Origin of the sequence: Leucobacter komagatae (genome assembly GCF_006716085.1) — a bacterium.
Lineage (GTDB): Bacteria > Actinomycetota > Actinomycetes > Actinomycetales > Microbacteriaceae > Leucobacter > Leucobacter komagatae.
Genome location: NZ_VFON01000001.1, coordinates 77382 through 98640, shown reverse-complemented (window position 1 = coordinate 98640; position 21259 = coordinate 77382). Strand labels below are relative to the sequence as shown.

At 66.8% G+C, this 21259-nt stretch carries 19 protein-coding genes and 1 tRNA gene; 9 read left to right on the top strand and 11 right to left on the bottom strand.

The window, feature by feature from the left end; all coding sequences use genetic code 11:
• Positions 1-31: 31 nt before the first annotated feature.
• Genes FB468_RS00425 through FB468_RS00405 form a run of 5 tightly spaced genes read left to right on the top strand, consistent with a single transcriptional unit; the run spans position 32 to position 6231 of the window.
• Positions 32-1084 (top strand): FecCD family ABC transporter permease, encoded by a 1053-nt coding sequence (locus FB468_RS00425; RefSeq protein WP_141885607.1) that lies wholly within the window; start codon positions 32-34, stop codon positions 1082-1084.
• Positions 1081-2163, top strand: coding sequence for a FecCD family ABC transporter permease (locus tag FB468_RS00420; protein WP_141885606.1), 1083 nt, complete (start codon positions 1081-1083; stop codon positions 2161-2163). The genes FB468_RS00425 and FB468_RS00420 overlap by 4 nt, the downstream gene beginning before the upstream one ends.
• Entirely contained in the window at positions 2160-3035 is an 876-nt protein-coding gene (locus tag FB468_RS00415; protein WP_141885605.1) for an ABC transporter ATP-binding protein, read from the top strand. The genes FB468_RS00420 and FB468_RS00415 overlap by 4 nt, the downstream gene beginning before the upstream one ends.
• Positions 3032-4639 (top strand): ATP-binding cassette domain-containing protein, encoded by a 1608-nt coding sequence (locus FB468_RS00410; protein ID WP_141885604.1) that lies wholly within the window; start codon positions 3032-3034, stop codon positions 4637-4639. The genes FB468_RS00415 and FB468_RS00410 overlap by 4 nt, the downstream gene beginning before the upstream one ends.
• Positions 4636-6231, top strand: coding sequence for an ABC transporter ATP-binding protein (locus tag FB468_RS00405; protein ID WP_141885603.1), 1596 nt, complete (start codon positions 4636-4638; stop codon positions 6229-6231). Before FB468_RS00410 ends, FB468_RS00405 begins: the two co-directional genes overlap by 4 nt.
• 37 nt (positions 6232-6268) lie before the next feature.
• On the opposite strand, the gene FB468_RS17030 is transcribed toward FB468_RS00405, so the two are convergent.
• From FB468_RS17030 to FB468_RS00360, 10 genes are all read right to left on the bottom strand, one after another.
• Entirely contained in the window at positions 6269-6439 is a 171-nt protein-coding gene (locus FB468_RS17030) for a hypothetical protein (RefSeq protein WP_170219588.1), read from the bottom strand.
• A 66-nt stretch (positions 6440-6505) separates the two neighbouring features.
• Positions 6506-6580, bottom strand: a tRNA-Gln gene (locus tag FB468_RS00400).
• A gap of 111 nt (positions 6581-6691) precedes the next feature.
• Positions 6692-7996, bottom strand: coding sequence for a thymidine phosphorylase (locus FB468_RS00395; RefSeq protein WP_141885602.1), 1305 nt, complete (start codon positions 7994-7996; stop codon positions 6692-6694).
• Between the two features lie 27 nt (positions 7997-8023).
• A complete protein-coding gene (locus FB468_RS00390; protein WP_141885601.1) occupies positions 8024-8443 on the bottom strand; it encodes a cytidine deaminase in 420 nt (139 codons plus the stop codon).
• Positions 8444-8448: 5 nt separating this feature from the next.
• A complete protein-coding gene (locus FB468_RS00385; protein ID WP_141885600.1) occupies positions 8449-9738 on the bottom strand; it encodes an ABC transporter permease in 1290 nt (429 codons plus the stop codon).
• Positions 9735-10991, bottom strand: a complete 1257-nt coding sequence (locus FB468_RS00380) for an ABC transporter permease (RefSeq protein WP_246055658.1) — start codon at positions 10989-10991, stop codon at positions 9735-9737. Before FB468_RS00380 ends, FB468_RS00385 begins: the two co-directional genes overlap by 4 nt.
• A complete protein-coding gene (locus FB468_RS00375) occupies positions 10988-12502 on the bottom strand; it encodes an ABC transporter ATP-binding protein (RefSeq protein WP_141885599.1) in 1515 nt (504 codons plus the stop codon). Before FB468_RS00375 ends, FB468_RS00380 begins: the two co-directional genes overlap by 4 nt.
• Before the next feature lie 120 nt (positions 12503-12622).
• Complete coding sequence (locus FB468_RS00370; protein WP_141885598.1) at positions 12623-13726, bottom strand: BMP family lipoprotein; 1104 nt, start codon at positions 13724-13726, stop codon at positions 12623-12625.
• A gap of 185 nt (positions 13727-13911) precedes the next feature.
• Positions 13912-14871 carry a Ppx/GppA phosphatase family protein gene (locus FB468_RS00365; protein ID WP_141885597.1) on the bottom strand — a complete coding sequence of 320 codons (960 nt, stop codon included), beginning with the start codon at positions 14869-14871 and terminating at the stop codon, positions 13912-13914.
• 10 nt (positions 14872-14881) lie between these two features.
• The gene (locus tag FB468_RS00360; protein WP_141885596.1) at positions 14882-16333 is read right to left on the bottom strand and encodes a PucR family transcriptional regulator; all 1452 of its coding nucleotides are present in this window, start codon (positions 16331-16333) and stop codon (positions 14882-14884) included.
• Between the two features lie 138 nt (positions 16334-16471).
• Between FB468_RS00360 and FB468_RS00355 the strand changes: the two genes are divergently transcribed.
• The 4 genes from FB468_RS00355 to FB468_RS00340 all read left to right on the top strand — a co-directional run bounded on the left by FB468_RS00355 (position 16472) and on the right by FB468_RS00340 (position 20421).
• The gene (locus FB468_RS00355) at positions 16472-17584 is read left to right on the top strand and encodes an alcohol dehydrogenase catalytic domain-containing protein (RefSeq protein WP_141885595.1); all 1113 of its coding nucleotides are present in this window, start codon (positions 16472-16474) and stop codon (positions 17582-17584) included.
• A 30-nt stretch (positions 17585-17614) separates the two neighbouring features.
• Complete coding sequence (locus FB468_RS00350; RefSeq protein ID WP_141885594.1) at positions 17615-19042, top strand: APC family permease; 1428 nt, start codon at positions 17615-17617, stop codon at positions 19040-19042.
• Positions 19043-19105: 63 nt separating this feature from the next.
• A complete protein-coding gene (locus FB468_RS00345; protein WP_141885593.1) occupies positions 19106-19492 on the top strand; it encodes a GntR family transcriptional regulator in 387 nt (128 codons plus the stop codon).
• A gap of 182 nt (positions 19493-19674) precedes the next feature.
• Complete coding sequence (locus FB468_RS00340; RefSeq protein ID WP_170219587.1) at positions 19675-20421, top strand: IclR family transcriptional regulator; 747 nt, start codon at positions 19675-19677, stop codon at positions 20419-20421.
• A 312-nt stretch (positions 20422-20733) separates the two neighbouring features.
• Here the strand turns inward: FB468_RS00340 and FB468_RS00335 are convergent, their stop codons facing one another.
• The gene (locus FB468_RS00335) at positions 20734-21252 is read right to left on the bottom strand and encodes a GNAT family N-acetyltransferase (RefSeq protein ID WP_211359053.1); all 519 of its coding nucleotides are present in this window, start codon (positions 21250-21252) and stop codon (positions 20734-20736) included.
• Between the last annotated feature and the right edge of the window lie 7 nt (positions 21253-21259).

The following is a 21259-nucleotide window of genomic DNA, read 5'->3' as shown; positions in this document are numbered from 1 at the left end:
GCCCAGTTTGACCCTACTTCCAGGAACCTAGATGATCTCCCCCGTTCACACCGAGAACGAACCGCGCCCACTACGTGTCGTGGGCGCCACGACGCAGCGGCGACTGCTCGGAATCACAGCCCTCATAGCGGCTCTCTGCCTCATGCTGGTACTGAGCATCACCTACGGCGCGAACCCCGTTCCGATCTCGGAGGTTTGGCGAACCGTGTTCGACGCAGACGGGAGCGAAGCCTCCTCAATCGTCTGGACGCTGCGCGCCCCGCGCACGCTCGTTGGGATCGTCGCTGGCATGGCATTCGGTGTCGCCGGCGCGCTCATCCAAGCTATCACCCGGAACCCGCTCGCTGACCCAGGAATTCTCGGCGTGAATGCCGGGGCTGGCTTCGCGATCACCGTCGGCGTCGCCGTGTTTGGGGTGACGGGGATTGCCGGGTATGTCTGGTTTTCATTCGCCGGAGCGGTCCTCGCCACCGTTCTTGTGTACCTCATCGGCGCCTCTGGCCGCGGCAGCGCATCTCCAGTTACTCTCGTCATCGCCGGTGTCGCGCTCGCGGCAGTGCTCACGGCCTTCGCGACGTTCCTCCAGCTCATCAACGAGGAGACCTTCCGCTCATTCCGAAATTGGAGCCTCGGCTCGCTCGCTCGGGTCTCCGTCTCAGACACACTCACTGTGTTGCCGCTGATTCTTCTGGGCTTGGTGCTCGCTGTTGTCATCTCAGGGTCGCTCAACGCTGTCGCGCTCGGAGACGATCAGGCCGCGTCGCTCGGGGCAAACGTCGCACGGACTCGCACGATCGGGCTCGTCAGCGTCACACTCCTCGCAGGGGCCGCGACCGCGCTCACCGGAGGCATCGCGTTCGTCGGGCTCGCGGTGCCGCACCTCGTTCGCTGGTTCACGGGACCGGATCAGCGGTGGATCATCGCTCTCACAGCCCTCGCTTCTCCGGTGCTCGTGCTCGGCGCCGACGTTCTCGGACGAGTCGTTGCGCGCCCCGGCGAGATCGAAGCCGGCGTGATGACCGCGGTTCTCGGCGCCCCCGTTCTCATCGCGCTCGTGCGGCGCAGAAAGGCATCCACACTATGAGCGCGAGTGTCTCCCCAGGCAGAACGCCCATCGACTTCGGCTACAGCTCGCGTCAGACTCGCCTCGGCACGCGACTCTCGCTTCGCTGGAGTGTTCGCAGTGTCGCGGTCAACGCCGCGCTCGTTGCCATCGCTCTCGTTGCTGCGGTGCTCGCGCTCGGCTTCGGTGACTACCCTTTCAGCCCTGCGGAAGTGGTGGCCGCCCTCGCCGGGCAGGGCGACGAGTTCCAGCGCATGATTGTCATCGAGTGGCGTCTTCCCGTCGCCCTCGCTGCGCTCCTCTTCGGCTTACTCCTCGGCATCGGCGGCGCCGTCTTTCAGTCGCTCACGCGCAACCCGCTCGGGTCGCCGGACGTTATTGGGTTTGACACCGGGGCCTACACCGCGGTCGCAATCGCCGTACTCACGCTGGGCACAAAGAACTACTGGGGCGTCGCGTCTGCCGCGTTGATCGGTGGGCTCGCCACGGCTGCGCTCGTGTACCTACTGGCCTATCGGCGAGGCGTACAGGGCTTCAGGCTCATCATTGTGGGTATCGCGGTCTCCGCAATGCTGGGGGCGGTCAATATTTACCTCGTCACCCGAGCAGACATCACCGATTCGATGAGCGTGGGGTTTTGGGCAGCCGGTTCCCTGAGCAGAGTCGGGTGGGAGGGGCTGATCCCCGCTACGATCGGGGGCCTCATCATCGTCGGTCTCATCGCGGTACTCGCCCCCTCGCTGAGGCAGCTTGAGCTCGGCGACGATGCGGCGCTCTCTCAGGGCGTGAACGCCAACCGCGCACGCCCGGCACTCCTCATCACCGGCGTCGCTGCGACAGCGCTGGTGACCGCGGCAGCCGGCCCGATCGGGTTCGTCGCTCTCGCTGCCCCGCAACTGGCCAGACGCCTTGCCGGCACACCGGGAGTCACCGTTGGCGGAGCCGCCTGTATGGGAGCAGCCCTACTCACCTGCGCCCACGCGCTTTCGCTACTCATCGCTGAACTCTACCGGCCTATCCCCGTCGGGTTGATCACGGTCTGCCTTGGCGGCCTCTACCTGATCTGGCTGCTCATCCGAGAAACGAGAAAGTCACTATGACACACACGGCCATTCCCAGCCGCGCAAGCGGCACCCCGGAGCCCCGCCCCGAGCACCGGTTGCGCGCTGAGCACCTGGCGCTCGCCTACGACAAGCGCACAATCGCCGCTGACCTCACCGTCGCGATTCCTGATGGCTCGTTTACGGTGATCATCGGCCCAAACGCGTGCGGAAAGTCAACGCTCCTACGTGGGCTATCGCGCCTGCTCAACCCCGCAGCTGGGCAGGTGATACTCGATGGACGAGACATTCACGGTTACCCCGCGAAGGAAGTCGCCCGGCGCCTTGGGCTCCTCCCTCAGACCTCGATTGCGCCCGACGGTATCCGGGTCGCCGACCTGGTAGCCCGCGGGAGATTCCCCTACCAAAAGCTCATTCGGCAGTGGAGCCCGTCCGACGAAGCCGCGGTCTCAGAGGCGATGAACGCGACCGGCGTGCACGAGCTCTCCGGTCGGCTGCTTGATGAGCTCTCCGGCGGGCAGCGTCAACGGGTGTGGGTTGCCATGGCACTCGCCCAAGAGACTGACGTGCTGCTTCTTGACGAGCCCACTACCTACCTCGACCTCACGCATCAGATCGAGCTCCTTGAACTGTTCACTGACCTTCACCGCTCGGGCCGGACGCTTGTCGCGGTACTCCACGATCTCAACCAAGCCGCACGCTACGCGACCCATCTCATCGCGATGCGAGACGGGGCGATTGTCGCGGAAGGGGCGCCAGCGGCCGTCATCACCGAAGAGCTCGTTGAGCACGTGTTCGACCTGCCGTGCAGGGTGGTCCCAGACCCGGTCGCTGGCACACCGCAGGTTATCCCGCTTGGGCGTGCCCGCGTGAGAGATACACCCGCCGAGCTCGAGGCGGTGAGGTCATGACTGCAGCTAGCGCCGCTGAAGGAATCAGGCGCGAACCATCGGTCTTTGTTGCCCTGACGCGTGGCGCGTGGCAGCTCGCCATCGCGGTGGTCGCCGCTGCCGCGAGCGGACTCGCTATGGTGGGGGCGCTGTGGTGCGTCGTCCGCAGCGTGGGCTCCCCCTCCGCGCCGCTCACTGCGATGGTATGCGGGCTGTGGGTGCTGAGTGCCCTCGGTGCGTCGCTCTCGTCATGGCTGGCACACGAGGGTGAGGCGAGGTTCTCTGCGAGCCTTCGCCGCCAGACCGCGACCCACATCGCCGCCCTGCCGAGCCGCACCCTCTCACGGTACAGCGGAAATGACCTGCGGCGGTTGATCGGAGACGATGTGTCGGCGCTGCATCACATGGTCGCTCATCTCCCTTCCGAGATCGCAACGCTTGCCGTTGTTCCCATCGCGACGATCGCAGCGCTCCTGAGCGTCGCCGGGCCAGTGGCGCTCCTCGCACTCATCCCGGGGCTCCTCGCCGCAGCGCACTTTCTGTTCGTGGTTCCGAGGCTCTCGCGCCGGCACGGCGACCGGAACGCCCGCGTCATGGGCGAGATTGTCACCGCGGTCGACGACTACTCACACGGCATGCAGACCTGTCGAGTGTTCGGCGTGACAAGCGGCGCGGCGGCGAGCTACGCCACTGCCACACGGAACTTCACCGATGGATTCGTGAGTTACGTCCGCAAGGTTGCGACGCTTTCCGCCCTAGCGACCGCGTTCATGCAGGCTGTCGCGACCTACGCAATTGCGTACGCGATCGGCTATGCAGCGGATCCAGAGGCGCTCGCGGCAATGCTCCTGTTCGGGCTTGCGATAGTGACACCCGCGATGCGTCTGGGACACGGCATTGACTACATCCGCACGGGCCGAGAAGCGGCTCACCGGGTGACCGGCCTATTCCACGAGGCCACGGTCCCAGAGAAGCCTGCGGCAGCGCTCGGCTCGAGCGCAGTCGCCGAGCTCGTCGACGTCACGCTACGCGCTGGAGATCGGACAATTGTCGAGGGCTTCTCCCACTCGTTTACTCGCGGAAGAGTGACCGCAATCACCGGGCCAAGCGGCTGCGGAAAGTCAACCCTGCTCCGAGCGATTGCCGGCCTCGACTCACCGGATCGGGGTGAGATCCGCTTCGGAACGAACCCTCTTGGAGCGACCGAGCGTGCGCTGCCGCTACTCATCCCCCAGGGGAGTGACGTTTTGCCCGGCACGATCGCGGAAAATGTGAGCCTTGGGCGTCATGACGCGCAGCAGGGTCAGGGCACGCGAGCGCTCAAACGGGCCCAGTTGACCGCAAGCCCTGACGCGCCCGCTGGCCCGCTGTCAGGCGGAGAACGGCAGCGGGTAAACATTGCGCGGGCGTTCCTCAGCGCTTCACCCCTGATCCTGCTCGACGAGCCAACGAGCGCGCTTGACGCTGCCACGGGCACGGCCGTCATCGACGAGCTCCTGCGCCTCGCACACGACGAGCATCGGGCCATCGTGCTCGTCACCCACGACGCCCGCATCGCACAACTTGCCGACGAGCGGCTCGTCCTCGGCGCCGGTCTCAGCACAGCCATAGGAGAGAACGCATGACTCCCGCACTTCAACGATCCATCCCCGGCCTCCCCGCCGTGGCACAACGAAAAGTGGTCGCGATCTCGGCCGGCTGGGTGCTGGTGGCCCTTGCCGAGGCAGCTGCATACACGACGCTGGGAGCATCGATTGTGAGGCAGCAGGGCCCAACATGGGTCCTGGTCACTGCGGCTGTCGCGATCGCTGTCACCGTGTTGGTCTCGCGAAGCGGGTACATCACCGGCGCGAGCCTGGCAGCAGACCTCTACCGCACGGTCGGCGAGGTACTCTCTCAGGCGAAGCTCTCGTGGTTCACCGACCCGAACCGAGCCCTCGCCGGTGATGTTGCCGGCCGAACCATCCCATCGCTCATGAGCGTTCCTGCCCACCAGCTCCAGTCGCTGCTTGTCTCGCCCCTGCTCCCCCTACTCCTGGTAATTGGCGTTTGGATCGTGGGTGATGGGTGGCTCGCCGCGGTCGTCGCCGTGTTGATTGGCGCTTCATTCGTGGCGCAGGTTGCCGCCCAGCGCGCGCTGGCCCGGGCTGACGCCGCGCGGGGACGAAGCGAACACGAGGCGAATGAGGCAGCTTACGAGTTCCTCGACCACCTCGAGCTTCTTCGATCCGCCCTCGGCAATCGGCACGCAGCTGACCGCCTCGCAGACCGCTGGGAGGCGCAAGAGCGGGCGCTACGGAGCACCAATCGTGCCACGGCGACCGCAACTTTTCTCTCGGCCGCGGTGAGCGTACTCCCCGTACTGGGTGTGATCCTGTGGGTGTCCGTCACGGGCGCGTACGACGCCACCGTGTTCCTCGCGACCGTGATCCTCGCGCTGCGCGCTTCTGCCCCGATCGAAGCTCTCGCGCTCGCCGGGCTCTCAGTGAATGACCTGCGTCACGCGCTCACCCGGCTTGACGCGATCGTCTCTGCCCCGGCCCTGCCAGAGCCCACGCGGGCCGGCCCCGTGACAGGTCACGTCATCGAGCTCGAAGGGCTTTCACACCCGCCAGCCCTCAGCGACGTCTCCGCCGTGGTGCCGGAGGGCGCGAGGGTCTTGGTTGAGGGCCCCACAGGAAGCGGCAAGAGCACCCTGCTCAGTTTGCTGTTGCGGTTCGACGACCCCGACGCGGGCCGGGTGCTGCTGGGCGGTACAGATCTGCGAGAACTGCAACAGGCACAGCTCATGGAGCACATCGCGTACGTCCCGCAGCACCCTGACGTGTTCTCAGGAACCCTCGCGGAAAACATTCGTCTCGGCAATCCTGCTGCCAGCGACGACGCGGTCATCGAGGCTGCGCGCAGGGCGGCGCTCGGCGAGGTGATCGCCCGGTCGCCGTTAGGCGTGCACCAGGAGGCCGGGCATCGGGGAGCCAATCTTTCGGGCGGTGAACGGCAACGCGTCGCGATCGCTCGGGCGCTGCTCAAGAATGCACCGATTCTGGTGCTCGACGAAGCCACGTCGGCGTTGGATGCTCAAGCTGAACGCACTGTCGCAGAGTCGATCGCTGCGACTCGCGGCACCGTCATCCTCGTGACTCACCGATCGCCTGAGATATGGATACCGACGCTGCGCGTCAAGCTCTCCGGCGAGCGCGAAAGACCCCTCGCGTAGCCAGAGCCCGCGCAAATCGGTTTGCGGCCCGAGACGGCTATCCGTCGCGGGCCGCAAGCGCTGCGGGCAGGATCAACCCCGACCGCGCGGCGAGTTTCGCACGCTCGTCGAGCGCACCGTCGACGTAGACGGCGCGGAGGAATCTGAGGAAGCAGGCGGCGACAATCGCGACCCCGGCCGCGGCTGGGATCGCTCGCAACAGCTCCATGCGCTCACCCTTCCCGAAAGATGCGAAAAGCCCCGGACTTTCCGAGGAAAGTCTGGGGCTTCTCTGTGGCTGGGATACCAGGACTCGAACCTAGAATGACGGTACCAGAAACCGTAGTGTTGCCAATTACACCATATCCCACTGTGGCTTTGGCCACTCTTTCGAGCGCCGCACCAAGAGATTACTTTACCCGGTTTCCCCACGGAACTCAAAACCGGCCCGGCGACGCGCGGCCGCCGGGCGCGCCGCGAGCTATCCGGTGATGCGCTCGCGAACAAGCGGGCCGGGTGCGTGCGCTCCTGGGCTGGCATCGGCGTCGATCTCCCAGGCGCCCTCCAGCGCCTCGAGAGCGCGCGGGAACCGGGCGTCGTCTTCCGCGGAGAGCGTGAACAGCGGCTGGCCCGCGACGACCGCGTCGCCGGGCTTCGCGTGCAGGTCGATGCCTGCCGAGTGGATGACGGGATCCTCAGCCCGCGCGCGCCCCGCGCCGAGACGCCAAGCCGCGATACCGAACGGAAGCCCCTCAAGCTTCGACATCACGCCCGAGACGGGGGCGGTGACGACGTGGGCCTCGCGCGCGACCGGGAGCGCCGCGTCGGGGTCGCCGCCCTGCGCTGCGATCATCGCGCGCCAGGAGTCCATCGCCCGGCCGCTGTCGAGCGCGCCCGCGACGTCGGCCTCAGGCAGACCCGCGAGCGCAAGCATCTCCTGCGCGAGCGCGATAGTGAGCTCGCGCACGTCGGCGGGGCCACCACCGGCGAGCACATCGACAGACTCGCGAACCTCGTTCGCGTTGCCGATTGTGAGGCCGAGCGGCACGTTCATGTCGGTGAGCAGCGCCGACGTCTTCACGCCGGAATCGGTGCCGAGCGCAACCATCGTCTCGGCGAGCTCGCGCGCCATCGCGTAGTCCTGCATGAACGCGCCCGAGCCAAACTTCACGTCGAGCACGAGCGCGCCCGTGCCCTCGGCGATCTTCTTCGACATGATGCTCGACGCGATGAGCGGAATCGAGTCGACCGTGCCGGTCACGTCGCGCAGGGCGTAGAGCTTCTTGTCTGCCGGGGCGAGGCCCGACCCGGCGGCGCAGATCACCGCGCCAACGTCACCGTCGAGCTGCGCGAACATCTCTTCGTTCGACAGCGCCGCCCGCCAGCCAGGGATCGCCTCGAGCTTGTCGAGGGTGCCGCCAGTGTGCCCGAGGCCGCGGCCCGACAGCTGCGGCACGGCAACGCCGAACGACGCGACGAGCGGCGCGAGCGGCAGCGTGATCTTGTCGCCGACGCCGCCGGTCGAGTGCTTGTCGACGGTCTGTTTGGAGAGGCCGGCGAAGCTCATGCGCTCGCCCGAGTCGATCATCGCGTCGGTGAGCACCCGGATCTCGTCGCGGGCCATCCCGCGCTGGTAGATCGCCATCGCGAACGACGCCATCTGCGCGTCCGACACGTAGCCCCTGGTGTAGGCGTCGACCATCCACCGGAGCGCCGGCTCTGGCACCGCTCCCCCGTCGCGCTTCGCGCGAATCACGTCTACGGCATCAAATGGCTCAACACTCACGGTGGTTCCTTCCGGTGGGATGTGGGGTCAGGTCGCCTCGGCGACGCGCTCAAGGTCGCGCGGGCCGAACGCGTCGGGCAGCACCTCGTCGATCGTGCGGATGCCCGACACGGTCTCGAGCAGCATGCCCTCGGCGGAGTGCTCGTACAGGAGCTGCCGGCAGCGCCCGCACGGCATGATCGTTTCCTTCGCGCGGTTCACACAGACGAACGCGACGAGCTTGCCGCCCCCGCCCATGTGGAGGTCGCCAACGAGGGCGCACTCGGCGCAGAGCGTCAGGCCGTACGAGGCGTTCTCGACATTGCAGCCGGACACGATTCGCCCCGAGTCGGTGAGCGCGGCCGCCCCCACCGGGTAGTTCGAGTACGGCACGTAGGCGTGGTCGAGCGCCGCGACGGCCGCGGCCCTGAGCCCGTCCCAGTCAACTCCGTGATCGTTTGCTGTCACGTCTGCTATCCCTTCACGTAGGGCTTGCCGCTCGCGGCGGGCGCCCGCGACTTGCCCGAGAAGCCAACGACCGCGAGGATCGTCACGACGTAAGGCAGCATCGACATGAACTCGGACGGGATAGGCGAACCGAGGTTGTTCAGCAGCGTCTCAAGGTTCTTCGTGAAGCCGAAGAGCAGCGCCGCGAGGGTCGCCCGCCACGGGTCCCAGCCACCGAAGATGACCGCGGCGAGGGCGATGAAGCCGAGACCGCCGGCCATCTCCTTGTCGAACGCGCCGACGGAGCCGAGCGTGAAGTAAGCGCCGCCGATGCCTGCGATCGCGCCCGCGAGCAGCAGGTTCCAGAACCTCGTCGGGTTCACCTTGATGCCCACCGTGTCGGCCGCCTGCGGGTGCTCGCCGACGGCTCGGAGGCGGAGGCCCCAGCGGCTGCGGTAGAGCGCCCACGTGACGAGCGGCACGATGATGTAGGCGAGGTAGACGATGAGGGTCTGGTTGAAGAGCACCGGCCCGAGGATCGGGATCTCGCTGAGCCCCGGAATCGCCCACCGCGGGAAGCGCGGCGGCGAGTTCAGGGTCGCCGCGTTCGGCTGCAGCAGCGCGCCGTGGAGGAAGCTCGTGAGGCCCGTGATGAGCACGTTGAGGACGACACCGACGATCACCTGGGTGACGACGTAGGTGATCGAGAACACGGCGAGGATCGCGGCGACGAGCGCGCCAGCGACGAGCGCGCCGAGGAGGCCGGCGACGTAGGATCCGGTGATCGACGCGATGAGCGCACTCGTGAACGCGGCGAACAGGAACTGCGCCTCGATCGCGACGTTGACGACGCCCGCGCGCTCGCCGATGACGCCACCGAGGGCGCCGAAGATGAGCGGCACAGACAGCGACAGCGCACCGAACAGCAGGCCCGTCACGGGGACGATGCCGCCCGCTGCCGACCAGGTGAGGAACAGGAAGATGCCCACGACCGCAAAGATCACGGTGAACCACAGCGGGATGCGCTTGTACTGGGCCGCGAACACGAACGTCAGCGCCGCCATCGCGGTCAGGATCAGCGCGCACGCGATGACGGTGCCGGCCGTCGGCAGCGCGACGTCTGGCAGCTGCAGCGACTGGGTGCGGTCGGAGAGGCGGAACGTGCTCTCTCCTGCGCGGCCCGCGGGGAACGCGAGCAGCAGGCCGAGGATCGCGACGATCGCGAACGCGATCGGCGCCTTCAGGCTGCGGGTGCGGACGACGCCAGCGCCGTCGACGACGACCTGGGTACCGGTGAGTTCGTGGACCGCGCTCATGCCGACGCCCCCTTCTGCTGGAGTGCGTGCACTCGGTCAAAACGCTTGAGGCCAAAGACCGTGCGCACGAGCGGTGGCGCCGCGATGAAGAGCACGATGAGCGCCTGCACGACGAGCACGATGTCTACGGGAATCTTCTCAGCGATCTGCATCGTGAAGCTGCCTGCCTTCAGCGCACCGAACAACAGGCCAGCCCAGACAACCCCCCACGCGCGCGAGCGGCCGAGCAGCGCGACCGTGATCGCGTCGAAGCCGATGCCGGCGTCGATGTGGCTGCCAAAGCCCGTCGTGATGGTGCCAGCGATCTGGTTCGCGCCAGCGAGACCGGCGAGGCCACCCGCGATCGCCATCGCGTAAAAGATGATCCGCTCGACCTTGATGCCCGAGGCGCGTGCGGCGTGCGGGTTCTCACCGACGGCGCGCATGCGGAAGCCGAGCGACGAGCGCTCCATGAGCCACCAGACGAAGCCAGCAGCGAGCAGAGCGACAATGAAGCCCCAGTGCGTTGTCAGCGGGGCCCCGAAGAGCAGCGGGAACTTCGCGCTCTCAGGGGTGACCGGGGAGATCGGCTGGTTGCCGCCCGGGCGCATGAGCAGCCCCGGGGTCGACAGCAGCCACGCAATGAAGTAGAACGCGACGAAGTTCAGCATGATGGTGAGGATCACCTCGTGCGCGCCAGTGCGGGCCTTGAGGAAGCCAACGAGGCCGCCCCAGATGACGCCGCCTGCGATGCCCGCGATGATGACGAGCGGCAGGTGCAGGGCGAACGGCAGGTCGAGGCCGAACATTACGAAGCCGGAGGCTGCCGCGCCCATCAGCATCTGGCCGCGGCCACCGATGTTGAACAGGCCGACGCGGAACGCGAGACCGACGCCGAGGCCGGCCATGATGAGTGGCGTGGCGAAGTTCAGCGTGTCGGACAGCGGCTTGATCGCGCGGAGGAAGCTCGGCGCCTCATAGTTGAAGATCGAGCCGCGGAAGAGCGCGGCGTAGCCGCCTGAGATCGCGTCCCAGAGCGCCACGAACGTGTCGGCCGGGCGCTGGAAGAAGTAGCCGGAGGCCTCGATGACCTTCGGGTCGGTGAACGCGATGAGCAGGCCGCCGATGAGCATCGACAGGACGATCGCGAGCACTGTCGTCGTCACTGAGCTCGACAGCAGCTCCGTGATGAGTTTGTTCTGCGGCGGGCGCTCCGCCGTCTCGGGCTTCGAACCCGAGGGCTGCCCGTTCGTGACTCTGGTCGGTGCGCTCACGCCGCGACTCCTTCGGGGGTTTCGCCGGCCATCATGAGGCCGAGGGTTTCGCGCGAAGCGTTGCCTGGAACGATGCCGATGATCGCTCCCTTGTACATCACGGCGATGCGGTCAGCGAGTGCGGAGACCTCGTCGAGCTCGGTCGAGACGAGCACGACTGGGACGCCTGTGTCACGTGCCTCAACGATGCGCGTGTGGATGAACTCGATCGAGCCAACGTCGACGCCGCGGGTGGGCTGCGACGCGACGAGCAGGTTCAGGTCGCGGCTCAGCTCGCGAGCGATCACGACCTTCTGCTGGTTGCCGCCCGACAAACTACCTGCGTGGGCGTTCGGGCCCTGCGTGCGAATGTCATACTCGGCGATCTTCGCCTCGGCGAAGTCGTTCAGTGCCCCCCGACGCACGGTCCCGGCCCGCACGAACTCGGGGTCGCTCGTGCGGTTGAGCATGAGGTTCTCTGCGACCGAGAACGTGCCGACGAGGCCGTCTTCGATCCGGTCTTCGGGAACGAAGCCGACGCCCTCGTCGATGATCTGCTTCACGGGCTTGCCGACGAGCGACTTTCCATTGAGCGTGATGTCGCCCGAGGTGAGCTGTTGGAGGCCGACGAGTGATTCGGTGAGCTCGGTCTGGCCGTTGCCCTGCACGCCCGCAATAGCGAGGATCTCGCCGGGGCGAACCTCGAGGTTCACTCGGTCCACGACAATGTGTCCCGAGCTGTCGGCGATCGTGACGTCGGTGAGCTTCAGCCCACCGTCGCCCAGATTGGGCGCCTCTTTCTGTACGGTGAGTTCGACGGCGCGGCCCACCATGAGCGAGGCGAGCTCGTTCGTCGATGACTCGGGCGACGCCTCAGCTACGACCTTGCCGAGGCGAATGACCGTGATCCGGTCGGCGACCTCGCGCACCTCGCGCAGCTTGTGCGTGATGAACACGATCGCCGTGCCCTCGTCGCGCAGCTGCCGCATGATCTGCATAAGTTCGTCGGTCTCCTGCGGCGTGAGCACGGCAGTCGGCTCGTCGAACACGAGCACCTTCGCGTCGCGCGAGAGCGCCTTGATGATTTCGACGCGCTGCTGCACTCCGACGGGCAGGTCTTCGACGACCGCGTCGGGGTCAACCTCGAACCCGAAGCGGTCAGCGACCTCGCGCACGTGGGCGCGCGCGCTCGCGAGATCGAGCGCCCCGGCGAACTTCGTGCTCTCATGCCCAAGCATGACGTTCTCGGCGACGGTGAATACCGGCACGAGCATGAAGTGCTGGTGCACCATGCCAATGCCCGCGGCCATCGCGTCGCCTGGGCCCTTGAAGCGCTGCACTTCGCCGTCGACGACGATCTCGCCCTCGTCGGGCTGGTAGAGCCCGTAAAGCACGTTCATCAGTGTGGACTTGCCGGCGCCGTTCTCACCCAGCAGGGCGTGAATTTCTCCGGGTCGCACCTCGATTGAGATGCGGTCGTTCGCGGTGAATGATCCGAATCGCTTCGTGATCCCGCGCAGTTCGAGCGTCATGCCGTAAATCTATCCAAGTTCGTTTCTCTGGGGTAGTGCCTGGGCGACTCCCCTGGTGAATCCAAGATGGCGGGCCGGTGAGCGATCAGAGATCACCCACCGGCCCGCCATCAGAGTGCCTTACGGCGAGGAGGGCGACTCGACCTTGATCGAGCCGTCAACGATGCCGGCCTTGATCTCGTCGAGCTGCTTCTGCAGGTCTGCGGGGACCTTGTCTGCGAAGTCGTTGAACCCCGAGAGGCTCACGCCGTCGTTCTCGAGTACGCCAACGAAGGGCTCAGCACTGAACTTACCCTGGGCGGCTTCCATCACCGAGTCGTACACAGCGATGTCCATGCTCTTCATGATCGAGGTGAAGAGGATGTCCTTGACCTTCGGGTCAGTCTGGTAGACGTCTGCATCGACGCCGACGAGCTTCGCGGTGCCGCCCGAGTCACGGATCGCCTCAGCAGCCGACTGGTAGATCGGGCCGCCGACGGGGAGCAGCACGTCTGCGCCCTGGTCGAGGATGCCCTGAGCCATCTGCTTTGCGGTGTCGTTCGCCGCGAACTCCCCGGTGAACTGGCCGTCCTGCTTCGCGACGTCCCAACCGATGACCTTGACGTCCTTGCTGTTCTCCTTGTTGAAGTACTCAACGCCGTCCTGGAAGCCATCCATGAAGATGGTGACCGGCGGAATCTTCGCGCCACCGAAGGTGCCGACGGTGCCGGTCTCCGAGACAGCGGCTGCCGCGTAGCCGCCGAGGAACGCTGCCTGCGCCGTGTCGAACACGAGCGGCTTGATGTTCGGCGCGTCGGTCTTACCGTCGAAGTCGTTGTCAGCCCAGTCGTCGATGATCGCGAACTGCACGTCGGGGTTCGCCTTCGCCGCGTTCACGGTCGGCTCCGAGAGCATGAAGCCCACCGAGACGATGAACGTGCAGCCTGCGTCGACAAGGCCGCTGAGGTTCGCGGCATAATCGCTCGCGCTCTTCGACTCGGTCTCGCCGAACTCGACGTCGAGCTCGTCGGCAGCCTTCTTCAGGCCCTCGTAGCCGAGCTGGTTGAATGACTTGTCGTCGAAGCCGCCCTCGTCCGACACCATGCAGGGCTTGAAGCCGGCAACGGCCTCTGCGCCGCCGCTTTCGCCGCCAGCCTCGGGTGCCTGGCCACACGCCGAGAGGCCGAGCACGAGGCCCGCCGCGGCGGTGAGGCCGAGCATCTTCTTAGTAGTTGAGATGGTCAATGGTTAACCCCCATGGATGAGCGCCCGCGCCTGCCGCGGGCGAATGAGATTCATTAGTGTATTCCTACAGCACGACAGCCTTCGACGCACCGCGAGAGTGGAAATGGTTGCGTTTTCGATATCAACCCCGCGGAAGCTACGTTAAGCGTTTGTACCTTCCGCTAAAACTACCCGATGATTGGGCGCTATCCGTCCTCGGAGACCGGGTCGGTTCCGCGGCCATCGAGGGCGTCGATGTAGCGCAGCACGATTCCCTCGCGCAGCGCCCACGGCGAGATCGTGAGCGTCGAGACATCGAACACCTTCATCGCGGTGCGCAGCACGACCGCGCCCGCCATGATCTGGTATCCGCGCTCTGGCGTAATCCCTGGCAGGTACTCGCGAACGGAGCCAGGCATATCGCGCAGCGTCGGCTCCCACTCACGCAGTCCCGCATAGTGCAGCTCAGCGAGGTCACCCGTCGCCGGGTCAGGCGGGCCGCCGATGAGGCGCGCGAGCGAGCGGATCGTCTTCGACGTCCCCACCACCCGCTTCGGCTTCGGCCGCCCCTTGAACATTTCCTTGCGAACCCGCGTGAATTCCTCGCGGGCGTGCGCGCGGAGGCGCGAGATCCCTTCCGCGGTGGGCGGATCCTCCGGGAGATAGAGAATCGTCGAGCGCCCCGCGCCGAGCGGGAGAGAGACCTGTACGTCGGGGTACTCGTCGGCGCCCTGGGCGATCTCGAACGACCCGCCGCCGATGTCGAAGAGCAGGATCTCGCCGGCAGACCAGCCGAGCCAGCGACGCACGGCAAGCATCGTGATCCGCGCCTCGTCCTCGCCCGAGAGCACGTCGAGCTTGAGCCCGGTCTCGCGCTCGATGCGCGCGAGCACTTCCTCGCCGTTCGCGGCCTCGCGGATTGCGGAGGTCGCCGTCGCGAGCAGGTCGTCGACGCCGATCTCCTGAACGGTCTTGACCGCTTCTGCGATCGCGGCGATGATCCGGGCGACGCCCTCGTCGGTGATCGCGCCGTCGTCGTCGAGGTAGCGCATGAGCCGCAGCGTCGACCGCTGCGAGTGGTACGGGTTGGGGCTCGCACCGGGATGCGCGTCAACCACGAGGAGATGAACGGTATTTGAACCTACGTCGATGACTCCGAGTCGCATGAGCACGATTCTATTGCGTGAACGCTTCGTGCCCGAGCGCCCTCAGCGCCAGCCACGCGGCGGCGCGGTCGTCAGGCCGGGCCATCGAGAGCCCCGTGAGCTCCTCGACACGGTGAATCCGCGAGACAAGGGTCTGCCTGTGGATGCCAAGCTTCGCTGCGCTGGCGCGGTGCGCCCCGTGCTCGGAGAGGAACACGCGCAGGGTGTCGAGTAGCTCCCCATGGTCGCCGTCATCGCCTCGCAGCCCATCGAGCACTCCCCCGAGCTGGGTTCGATGGTCCTCGGAGATCACGTCAAGCACGAAATCCACCGTTGGCAGCTCGGCGTAGCGCTGCGCGCTCGCCCCCGCTTCGAACGCGGCGTCGAAGGCCTGCTTTGCTTGCACGGCGCTTCGCCCGAGCGCATCGATCGGGGCGGCCGCGCCGAGCCCCAGGTGCAGCGACGTCGCCCCGAGCGGTTCGAATCCCGCCGCGAGAGCCATGAGTTCGCCGACAAGGTGTTCGGGAACGAACCCTCGGACGAGGCCGGGGTCACCAACGAAGATGTGCTCAACCCCGAGCTCGTCTAGCCAGCGCTCGACGAGCCGCTCAAGGTCGACCGTGCGGGTGCGCGTGCCGAGCGCGAACGCGGTGAGCTCGACCTCGCGCACACCCCACCGCCGAAGCAGCTCAGTCGCCTGCGCACCACCTCCGTGCAGGATTTCGACGAGTGCCTCGCGCCCGAGGTGCTCGGTAACCGATGGGTCGCGCGTGCGGAGCACCAGGTCGAAGAGCGCCGCCGCCTGCGACGCGAGGTCGCGGATACGGCTCGTCGCGCTCGACCGTGACGCAACAACGAGGTAGCCGGTAAAGTCGAGGTCTGAGCCAACCTGGTGGGTCTGCAGCCCCGGGTGCCGCACGCGCACGGGCTTCCCGAGTGCGACCGCTTTCGCGTCGTCGAGGTGCAGTCGCCCGGCGCCCGCGCTCGCAATCAGCTGGCCGTGGGCATCGAGCAGCACGGCCCAGCCGTCAATCCGATGCGCGAGCTCTGCCATAGCCGCGGTCGCTCCCCCGCGGCGCGCGACCTGCGTGAGCACCCGGGTTCCCGACGCGACGAGGCGATCGGAGGCCGCTCTGTCGTCCGCAAGCAGGGCCGCGAGTCGGTAGTGCAGCGCATCGCCAGACGCAGACGCCCCAAGCACCGCGCTCATACCGTGGGCCGCGAGTATCTTTCGGAGGCGCGGGGTGTCTGATTCACTCACGAACACCGCCCGCGAGGTGACCGCGGCCGCCTCACTCCCCTGCGCGAACCTGGCCTCGAGCTCGGCGACCGTTCCAGTCACAAGGGTCGCGAACTCGGCGCTCGCGACAACGACGTACTCGCCGACCCGCGCAAGCCCTTCGCACGGGGTGTGGTCACTCACCCCGTTGTCGAGGTAGACGCCGGCAACCACCCGGGCGACGGTTCGCAGGTCGAAACTCATGCCATAAATGTACCAAATGCCGTAGGTGCACTCTCAGGTTCGACGATTGGCACAGTGACATGTCGGATGGCAGGTACTTACGATCTCTTCGACGAACTTTTGCGCCGCCTAAGCGCACCCCAATGGAGGAGGAACATCATGAAGGCAGTCGTGTTTCGTGAACCGAACACCCGCGTCGCCGTCGCCGACGTCACGCTCGCACCGCCGAAGGCAGGCGAGGTCCGTGTGAAGATCGCAGCGGCTGGCGTCTGCCACTCTGACCTGCACGTGAAGCGCGGCGAGTGGGAAGCCCCCGCGCCGATGGTCATGGGTCACGAGGGCTCCGGCGTCGTCGTCGAGCTCGGCGAGGGCGTCACGTCGCTCGCCGTCGGCGACCACGTCGTGCTCAGCTGGGTTCCGCCATGTGGCGAGTGCCGATACTGCCTGCAGGGCCACGAGGCTCGCTGCCAGAAGGTCGCCCAGGTCATCAACGCGAAGGGTTCACTCTTCGACGGCACCTCGCGCCTGAGCATCGAGGGCGAGGAAGGCGAAGCGGAGTCGCTGCACCACTACCTCGGGGTCTCGTCGTTCGCTGAGGAGGTCGTCGTTCCCGCCTCGGGCGCGATCAAGGTTCGTGACGACGCTCCCCTCGACGTCATCGCCGTTGTCGGCTGCGCGGTCGCGACAGGCGTCGGCGCCGTGATGAACACCGCCGCCGTTGAGCCAGGCTCGACCGTCGCCGTCATCGGTTGCGGTGGCGTCGGCCTGAACGTGGTCCAGGGGGCGAAGCTCGCTGGCGCTGAGCGCATCATCGCGATCGACGTCGTGCCAGAGAAGACCGACATGGCAATGCAGTTCGGCGCGACCGACCGCATCGACGCGTCCGAGGGCAACGCCGTCGAGCAGCTGTTCGAGCTCATCCCCGACGGCGTCGACTACGCCTTCGACGCGATCGGCCGCACCGTCACCACCGAGCAGGCGATCCAGATGCTCGGCCTCGGCGGGGCTGCGGTCATCGTTGGGCTCCCGCCGACCGGTGCCAAGGCGTCGTTCGAACCGCTCGTGCTCGCGGAGGCCGACCAGCGCATCCTCGGGTCGAACTACGGCTCGGTGCGCCCCTCGATCGATATCCCCGCACTGGTGGACCGCTACATGGACGGTCAGCTGAAGCTCGATCCGCTCATCTCGGGCCGCCGTTCACTCGACGAAGCCGCTGACGCGCTCGACGATCTCGCTTCCGGCGGCGTACTCCGCACGCTGCTCATCCCGTAACACCTGAAGAACTTCTCAAAGGAGAGTTGAATGTCCCAGTCCACCACTCAGAAGGCTGACGCCGGCCTGCGCGAAGGGGTCATGTCTGGCCCCGAGCTCGCGGCCCAAGCGATCGCGAGCATCGCGCCCAGCGCGGTCATCGCGTTCACCGCAGCGTCGATCTTCCTCGGAGCTGGCAGCGGCACCATGTTCGCGTTCGTCCTCGCGACGATCGTGATCCTGTGCGTCGGCTACATCATCAGCATGTTCGCGAAGCGCCACGCTTCCGCGGGCTCGCTCTACACCTACGTCGCGCAGGGCCTTGGCCCGGCGGGCGCGTTCGCCGCGGGCGTCGCGCTCCTCATCGGCTCGTGGGGCATCGCCGCGGGCTCGCTCGGCGGCGCCATCTCGTACATGTCCGACCTGCTCGTGATCTTCGGCATCGAGTCCGCTGGTTCGACGCCGTGGCTCATCGCCCTCGCCGTCATCATCGGCGGCGGCGCGACCTTCTTCACGATCCGCGGCATCCGCATCTCGGCGCGCATCTCGCTCGTGCTCGAGCTGCTGTCGGTCGCGATCATCCTCGTGCTGCTCGTCACCGCGCTCATCGTGCTCGGCGACGCCGCGTGGGATCCGTCGCAGTTCTCATTCGAAGGCGTACCCTTCCAGGGCGTCGCCGCTGGCATGGTCCTCGGCATCCTCGGCTTCGTCGGATTCTCGTCGGCCGACGCCCTCGGGCGCGAGGCAAAGGATCCGAAGAAGGCGATCCCTCGCGCGATCATGTGGAGCGCCGTCGCCGTTGGCGTGCTCTACGTGTTCTCCGCCTACACGCAGATCGCCGTGCTCGGCGACGAGCTTGGCGAGGTCGCGAGCCCGCTGCAGGCGGTCGCAGAGAAGGTCAACATGCCGGGATGGTTCACGCCGATCCTCGTGTTCGGTGTCGCAGCGTCGTTCTTCGCCGTCGTCGTCGCGCCGCTCAACGTCGTTGGCCGCATCATCTACGTGATGGGCAAGGAGGGCATGGTGCCCGAGCGCTTCGGCCGCACCCACGAGACCCACCTCACCCCGCACCGCGTGCTGCTCATTGCCGGGCCTGCGGCGATTGTGCTCGACATCATCCTCCTGCTCGCCGGGACGCACCCGATGGACATCACCGTCTGGGTCGACACATACGGCACGTACGGGTACATGGTCGCCTACTCGCTCGTCGCAATCGCTGGTGTCGTCTACACGACCCGCGAGGGCATCAAGAACCGCCTGATCTGGGTGACGGCGACGGTAGCTGTCGTCGCGATGGCATACGTGTTCGTGGCGAACGTCTACCCCGTGCCGGCGTTCCCGCTCAACGTGATCCCGTACCTCTTCGTCATCACGATGCTCGCGGCGTTCTCGCGCTACTGGTGGATCAAGGCGAAGCGCCCCGCCGTACTCGACCGGGTCGGTAAGACCCACGTCGAGGAGATGGCGGGTATCGGCTAACCTGCCTAGCGCTCCGTGGCCCCGGCCCCACTTCGGTGGGGCCGGGGCCATATGCTTGCCACCATGACGAGCTTTGCAATCGCCATCGACCCAGCCTCAGGGACCCCGCCGTTCCGGCAGCTGCACAACGCCGTCGTCTCGGCGGTAGCTTCGGGGGAACTCGCGCCGGGATCCCGCCTGCCCACCGTGCGCGGGCTCGCAGCCGACTTGGGCCTCGCAGCCAACACGGTCGCGAGCGCGTACCGCGCGCTTGAGGAGGCTGGCGTCGTCGAAGGGCGCGGCCGCGCTGGAACCTTTGTGACGCTGGGCGACGACCCCATCCAAGCGCGGGCGAGAGAACTCGCTCACAGCACGGCCCGGGCCCTCGTGGAACTTGGCGTCGGCCGCGAGCGCGCAACCGCGCTGATCGGCGAGGCGTTCGATGCGCTGACTCCGGCAGGCAACGAATAGCGGCTCTCGCGGGGCTGCCGCGCCCACGGGCTGCAGCACTCACAGGGCTGCCGCGGCGCACCGGACCAATATTGCGCGATTTCCGCCTGTCTTCCCATCCGGCTAGCTCTGACCACTAACCTGGAAAGATTAGCGAAAGGGAGTCGATGCAAGGCACCAACCACTCGACTGACGGTTACCCCATGCGCCCCCAAACCGCGAGCGAGAAAACGCTTGCGGTGCTCGAAGCCGCACTCATGAACTCGAGGTTTACCGACATCGTCGAGGCCGCGCAGCTCCCCAAGTCGACGGTCCACCGGATCCTTGCGATGCTCATCTCCTCGGGCTTCATTACCGGAGACGCCGACCGCGGGTTCCGTGCAGGGCGCCGCTTCACGCTGCTCGCCGGGCACACTCTGTCAACGCTCGACATCGTCGCGCTGGCGGAGCCGATCGTCTCCGAGCTCGCCGCTTCAACCCAGTGCACCGTGCACATCGGAGAGGCCGGCGCCGACGAGGTCGCGTTCGTCTTTGCTACTGAGTCTCAGCGTCCGTACCGGGTGCGCTCGCGAGCTGGCAGGTCGGCGTGGCTTCACAGCACCGGTCTCGGGAAGGCAGTTCTCGCCCACCGGAGCCCCGCGGAAGTCAAAGACTACGCGGAGCAGACCGGGCTCCCAGCGCTCACCAAGGCGACGCTGACCGAGGTCGACTCCCTTGTTGCGGAGCTCGAGCAGGTGCAGTCACGCGGCTATGCCCTCGACCTCGAGGAGCACGAGGTCGGCACGGTTTGCGTCTCGGCGCCGATCTTCAACCACCGAGGCGAACCCGCGTACAGCCTCTCGATCTCTTCGCTCGTCGTCACCCATCCCGATGACTCGATTGAGCGGTTCGCCCCGAGCGCGGTCGCGGCCGCCGCGGAGATCTCCGAGCTGCTTGGCGCGCGCATCTAGCTGACCTGGCCCGCCCGGTGCGCCGCCCCGGTGCTACCTACGCCCCGTGCGGTCCGTGCTCAGCGCGCTGCGCCCCGCAGCCCAACGCCCCGCCGCCCGACACCCGCCGCCCCAACGCCCGACGCCCAACGCCCAACGCCCGACGCCCGACGCCCAACGCCCCAACGCCCGACACCCCTCAAATTCTCCATTCGGCCCCAAATATCCCGAACATTTGGGGTTGAAAGGAAAATTTGACGGTGAGGGGATGCTCGGCGGGTAGCTACCGAGAGAGCGCTGACCGCCGAAAGCTGTTCCGCGCAGCGCTGGTTACTAAGGGCCGACCTGCTTCGGGCGGGCCACGAGCATGTGCACTCGCGCCCCGTGCTCCATCAACCCGAGCGCCGCTTCGGTCTCGACAAGCCCCGCGTGAAACTCCGTATCCACGGCCTCAACCACGCGAAACCCATACCTCTCGTAGAAGGGGGCATTCCAAGGAACGTCTGCGAACGTGCGCAGCGTCACTGCCTCAAATCCTTCAGACCAGGCGGCCGACAGCACTGAACCGACCAGCCTGCCGCCGATGCCGCGCCTGCCGTGGTCAGGCGAGACTGACAATTGTTCCAGGTGGAGGTACTCCCCCGCGACGATCACCTTGGCGAAGCCGACGAGCGTCGCGCCGTCGACCGCGTCGAACACACGCTCGACATGGCCGTGCGGCGCGTGCTCGGGCGCATCCTCATCCCAAGGAAGTACGCCGAAGTGGGAACGAAACAGCTCGTCGGCTGCACGCTCGATGTCCGCGTGCGCCGCCGTCGCAGGCCCGCGACGCTCACGGATCTCAACCGTCACTTGTGCC

Excerpts from the sequence above, each read along its gene's own strand:
- FB468_RS00360 (WP_141885596.1), bottom strand. The coding sequence starts at position 16,333 with ATGAGTTTCGACCTGCGAACCGTCGCCCGGGTGGTTGCCGGCGTCTAC.
- FB468_RS00340 (WP_170219587.1), top strand. The coding sequence starts at position 19,675 with ATGCGCCCCCAAACCGCGAGCGAGAAAACGCTTGCGGTGCTCGAAGCC.
- FB468_RS00425 (WP_141885607.1), top strand. The coding sequence starts at position 32 with ATGATCTCCCCCGTTCACACCGAGAACGAACCGCGCCCACTACGTGTC.
- FB468_RS00405 (WP_141885603.1), top strand. The coding sequence starts at position 4,636 with ATGACTCCCGCACTTCAACGATCCATCCCCGGCCTCCCCGCCGTGGCA.
- FB468_RS00355 (WP_141885595.1), top strand. The coding sequence starts at position 16,472 with ATGAAGGCAGTCGTGTTTCGTGAACCGAACACCCGCGTCGCCGTCGCC.
- FB468_RS17030 (WP_170219588.1), bottom strand. The coding sequence starts at position 6,439 with ATGGAGCTGTTGCGAGCGATCCCAGCCGCGGCCGGGGTCGCGATTGTC.
- FB468_RS00415 (WP_141885605.1), top strand. The coding sequence starts at position 2,160 with ATGACACACACGGCCATTCCCAGCCGCGCAAGCGGCACCCCGGAGCCC.
- FB468_RS00350 (WP_141885594.1), top strand. The coding sequence starts at position 17,615 with ATGTCCCAGTCCACCACTCAGAAGGCTGACGCCGGCCTGCGCGAAGGG.
- FB468_RS00345 (WP_141885593.1), top strand. The coding sequence starts at position 19,106 with ATGACGAGCTTTGCAATCGCCATCGACCCAGCCTCAGGGACCCCGCCG.
- FB468_RS00385 (WP_141885600.1), bottom strand. The coding sequence starts at position 9,738 with ATGAGCGCGGTCCACGAACTCACCGGTACCCAGGTCGTCGTCGACGGC.
- FB468_RS00410 (WP_141885604.1), top strand. The coding sequence starts at position 3,032 with ATGACTGCAGCTAGCGCCGCTGAAGGAATCAGGCGCGAACCATCGGTC.
- FB468_RS00375 (WP_141885599.1), bottom strand. The coding sequence starts at position 12,502 with ATGACGCTCGAACTGCGCGGGATCACGAAGCGATTCGGATCATTCACC.
- FB468_RS00420 (WP_141885606.1), top strand. The coding sequence starts at position 1,081 with ATGAGCGCGAGTGTCTCCCCAGGCAGAACGCCCATCGACTTCGGCTAC.
- FB468_RS00365 (WP_141885597.1), bottom strand. The coding sequence starts at position 14,871 with ATGCGACTCGGAGTCATCGACGTAGGTTCAAATACCGTTCATCTCCTC.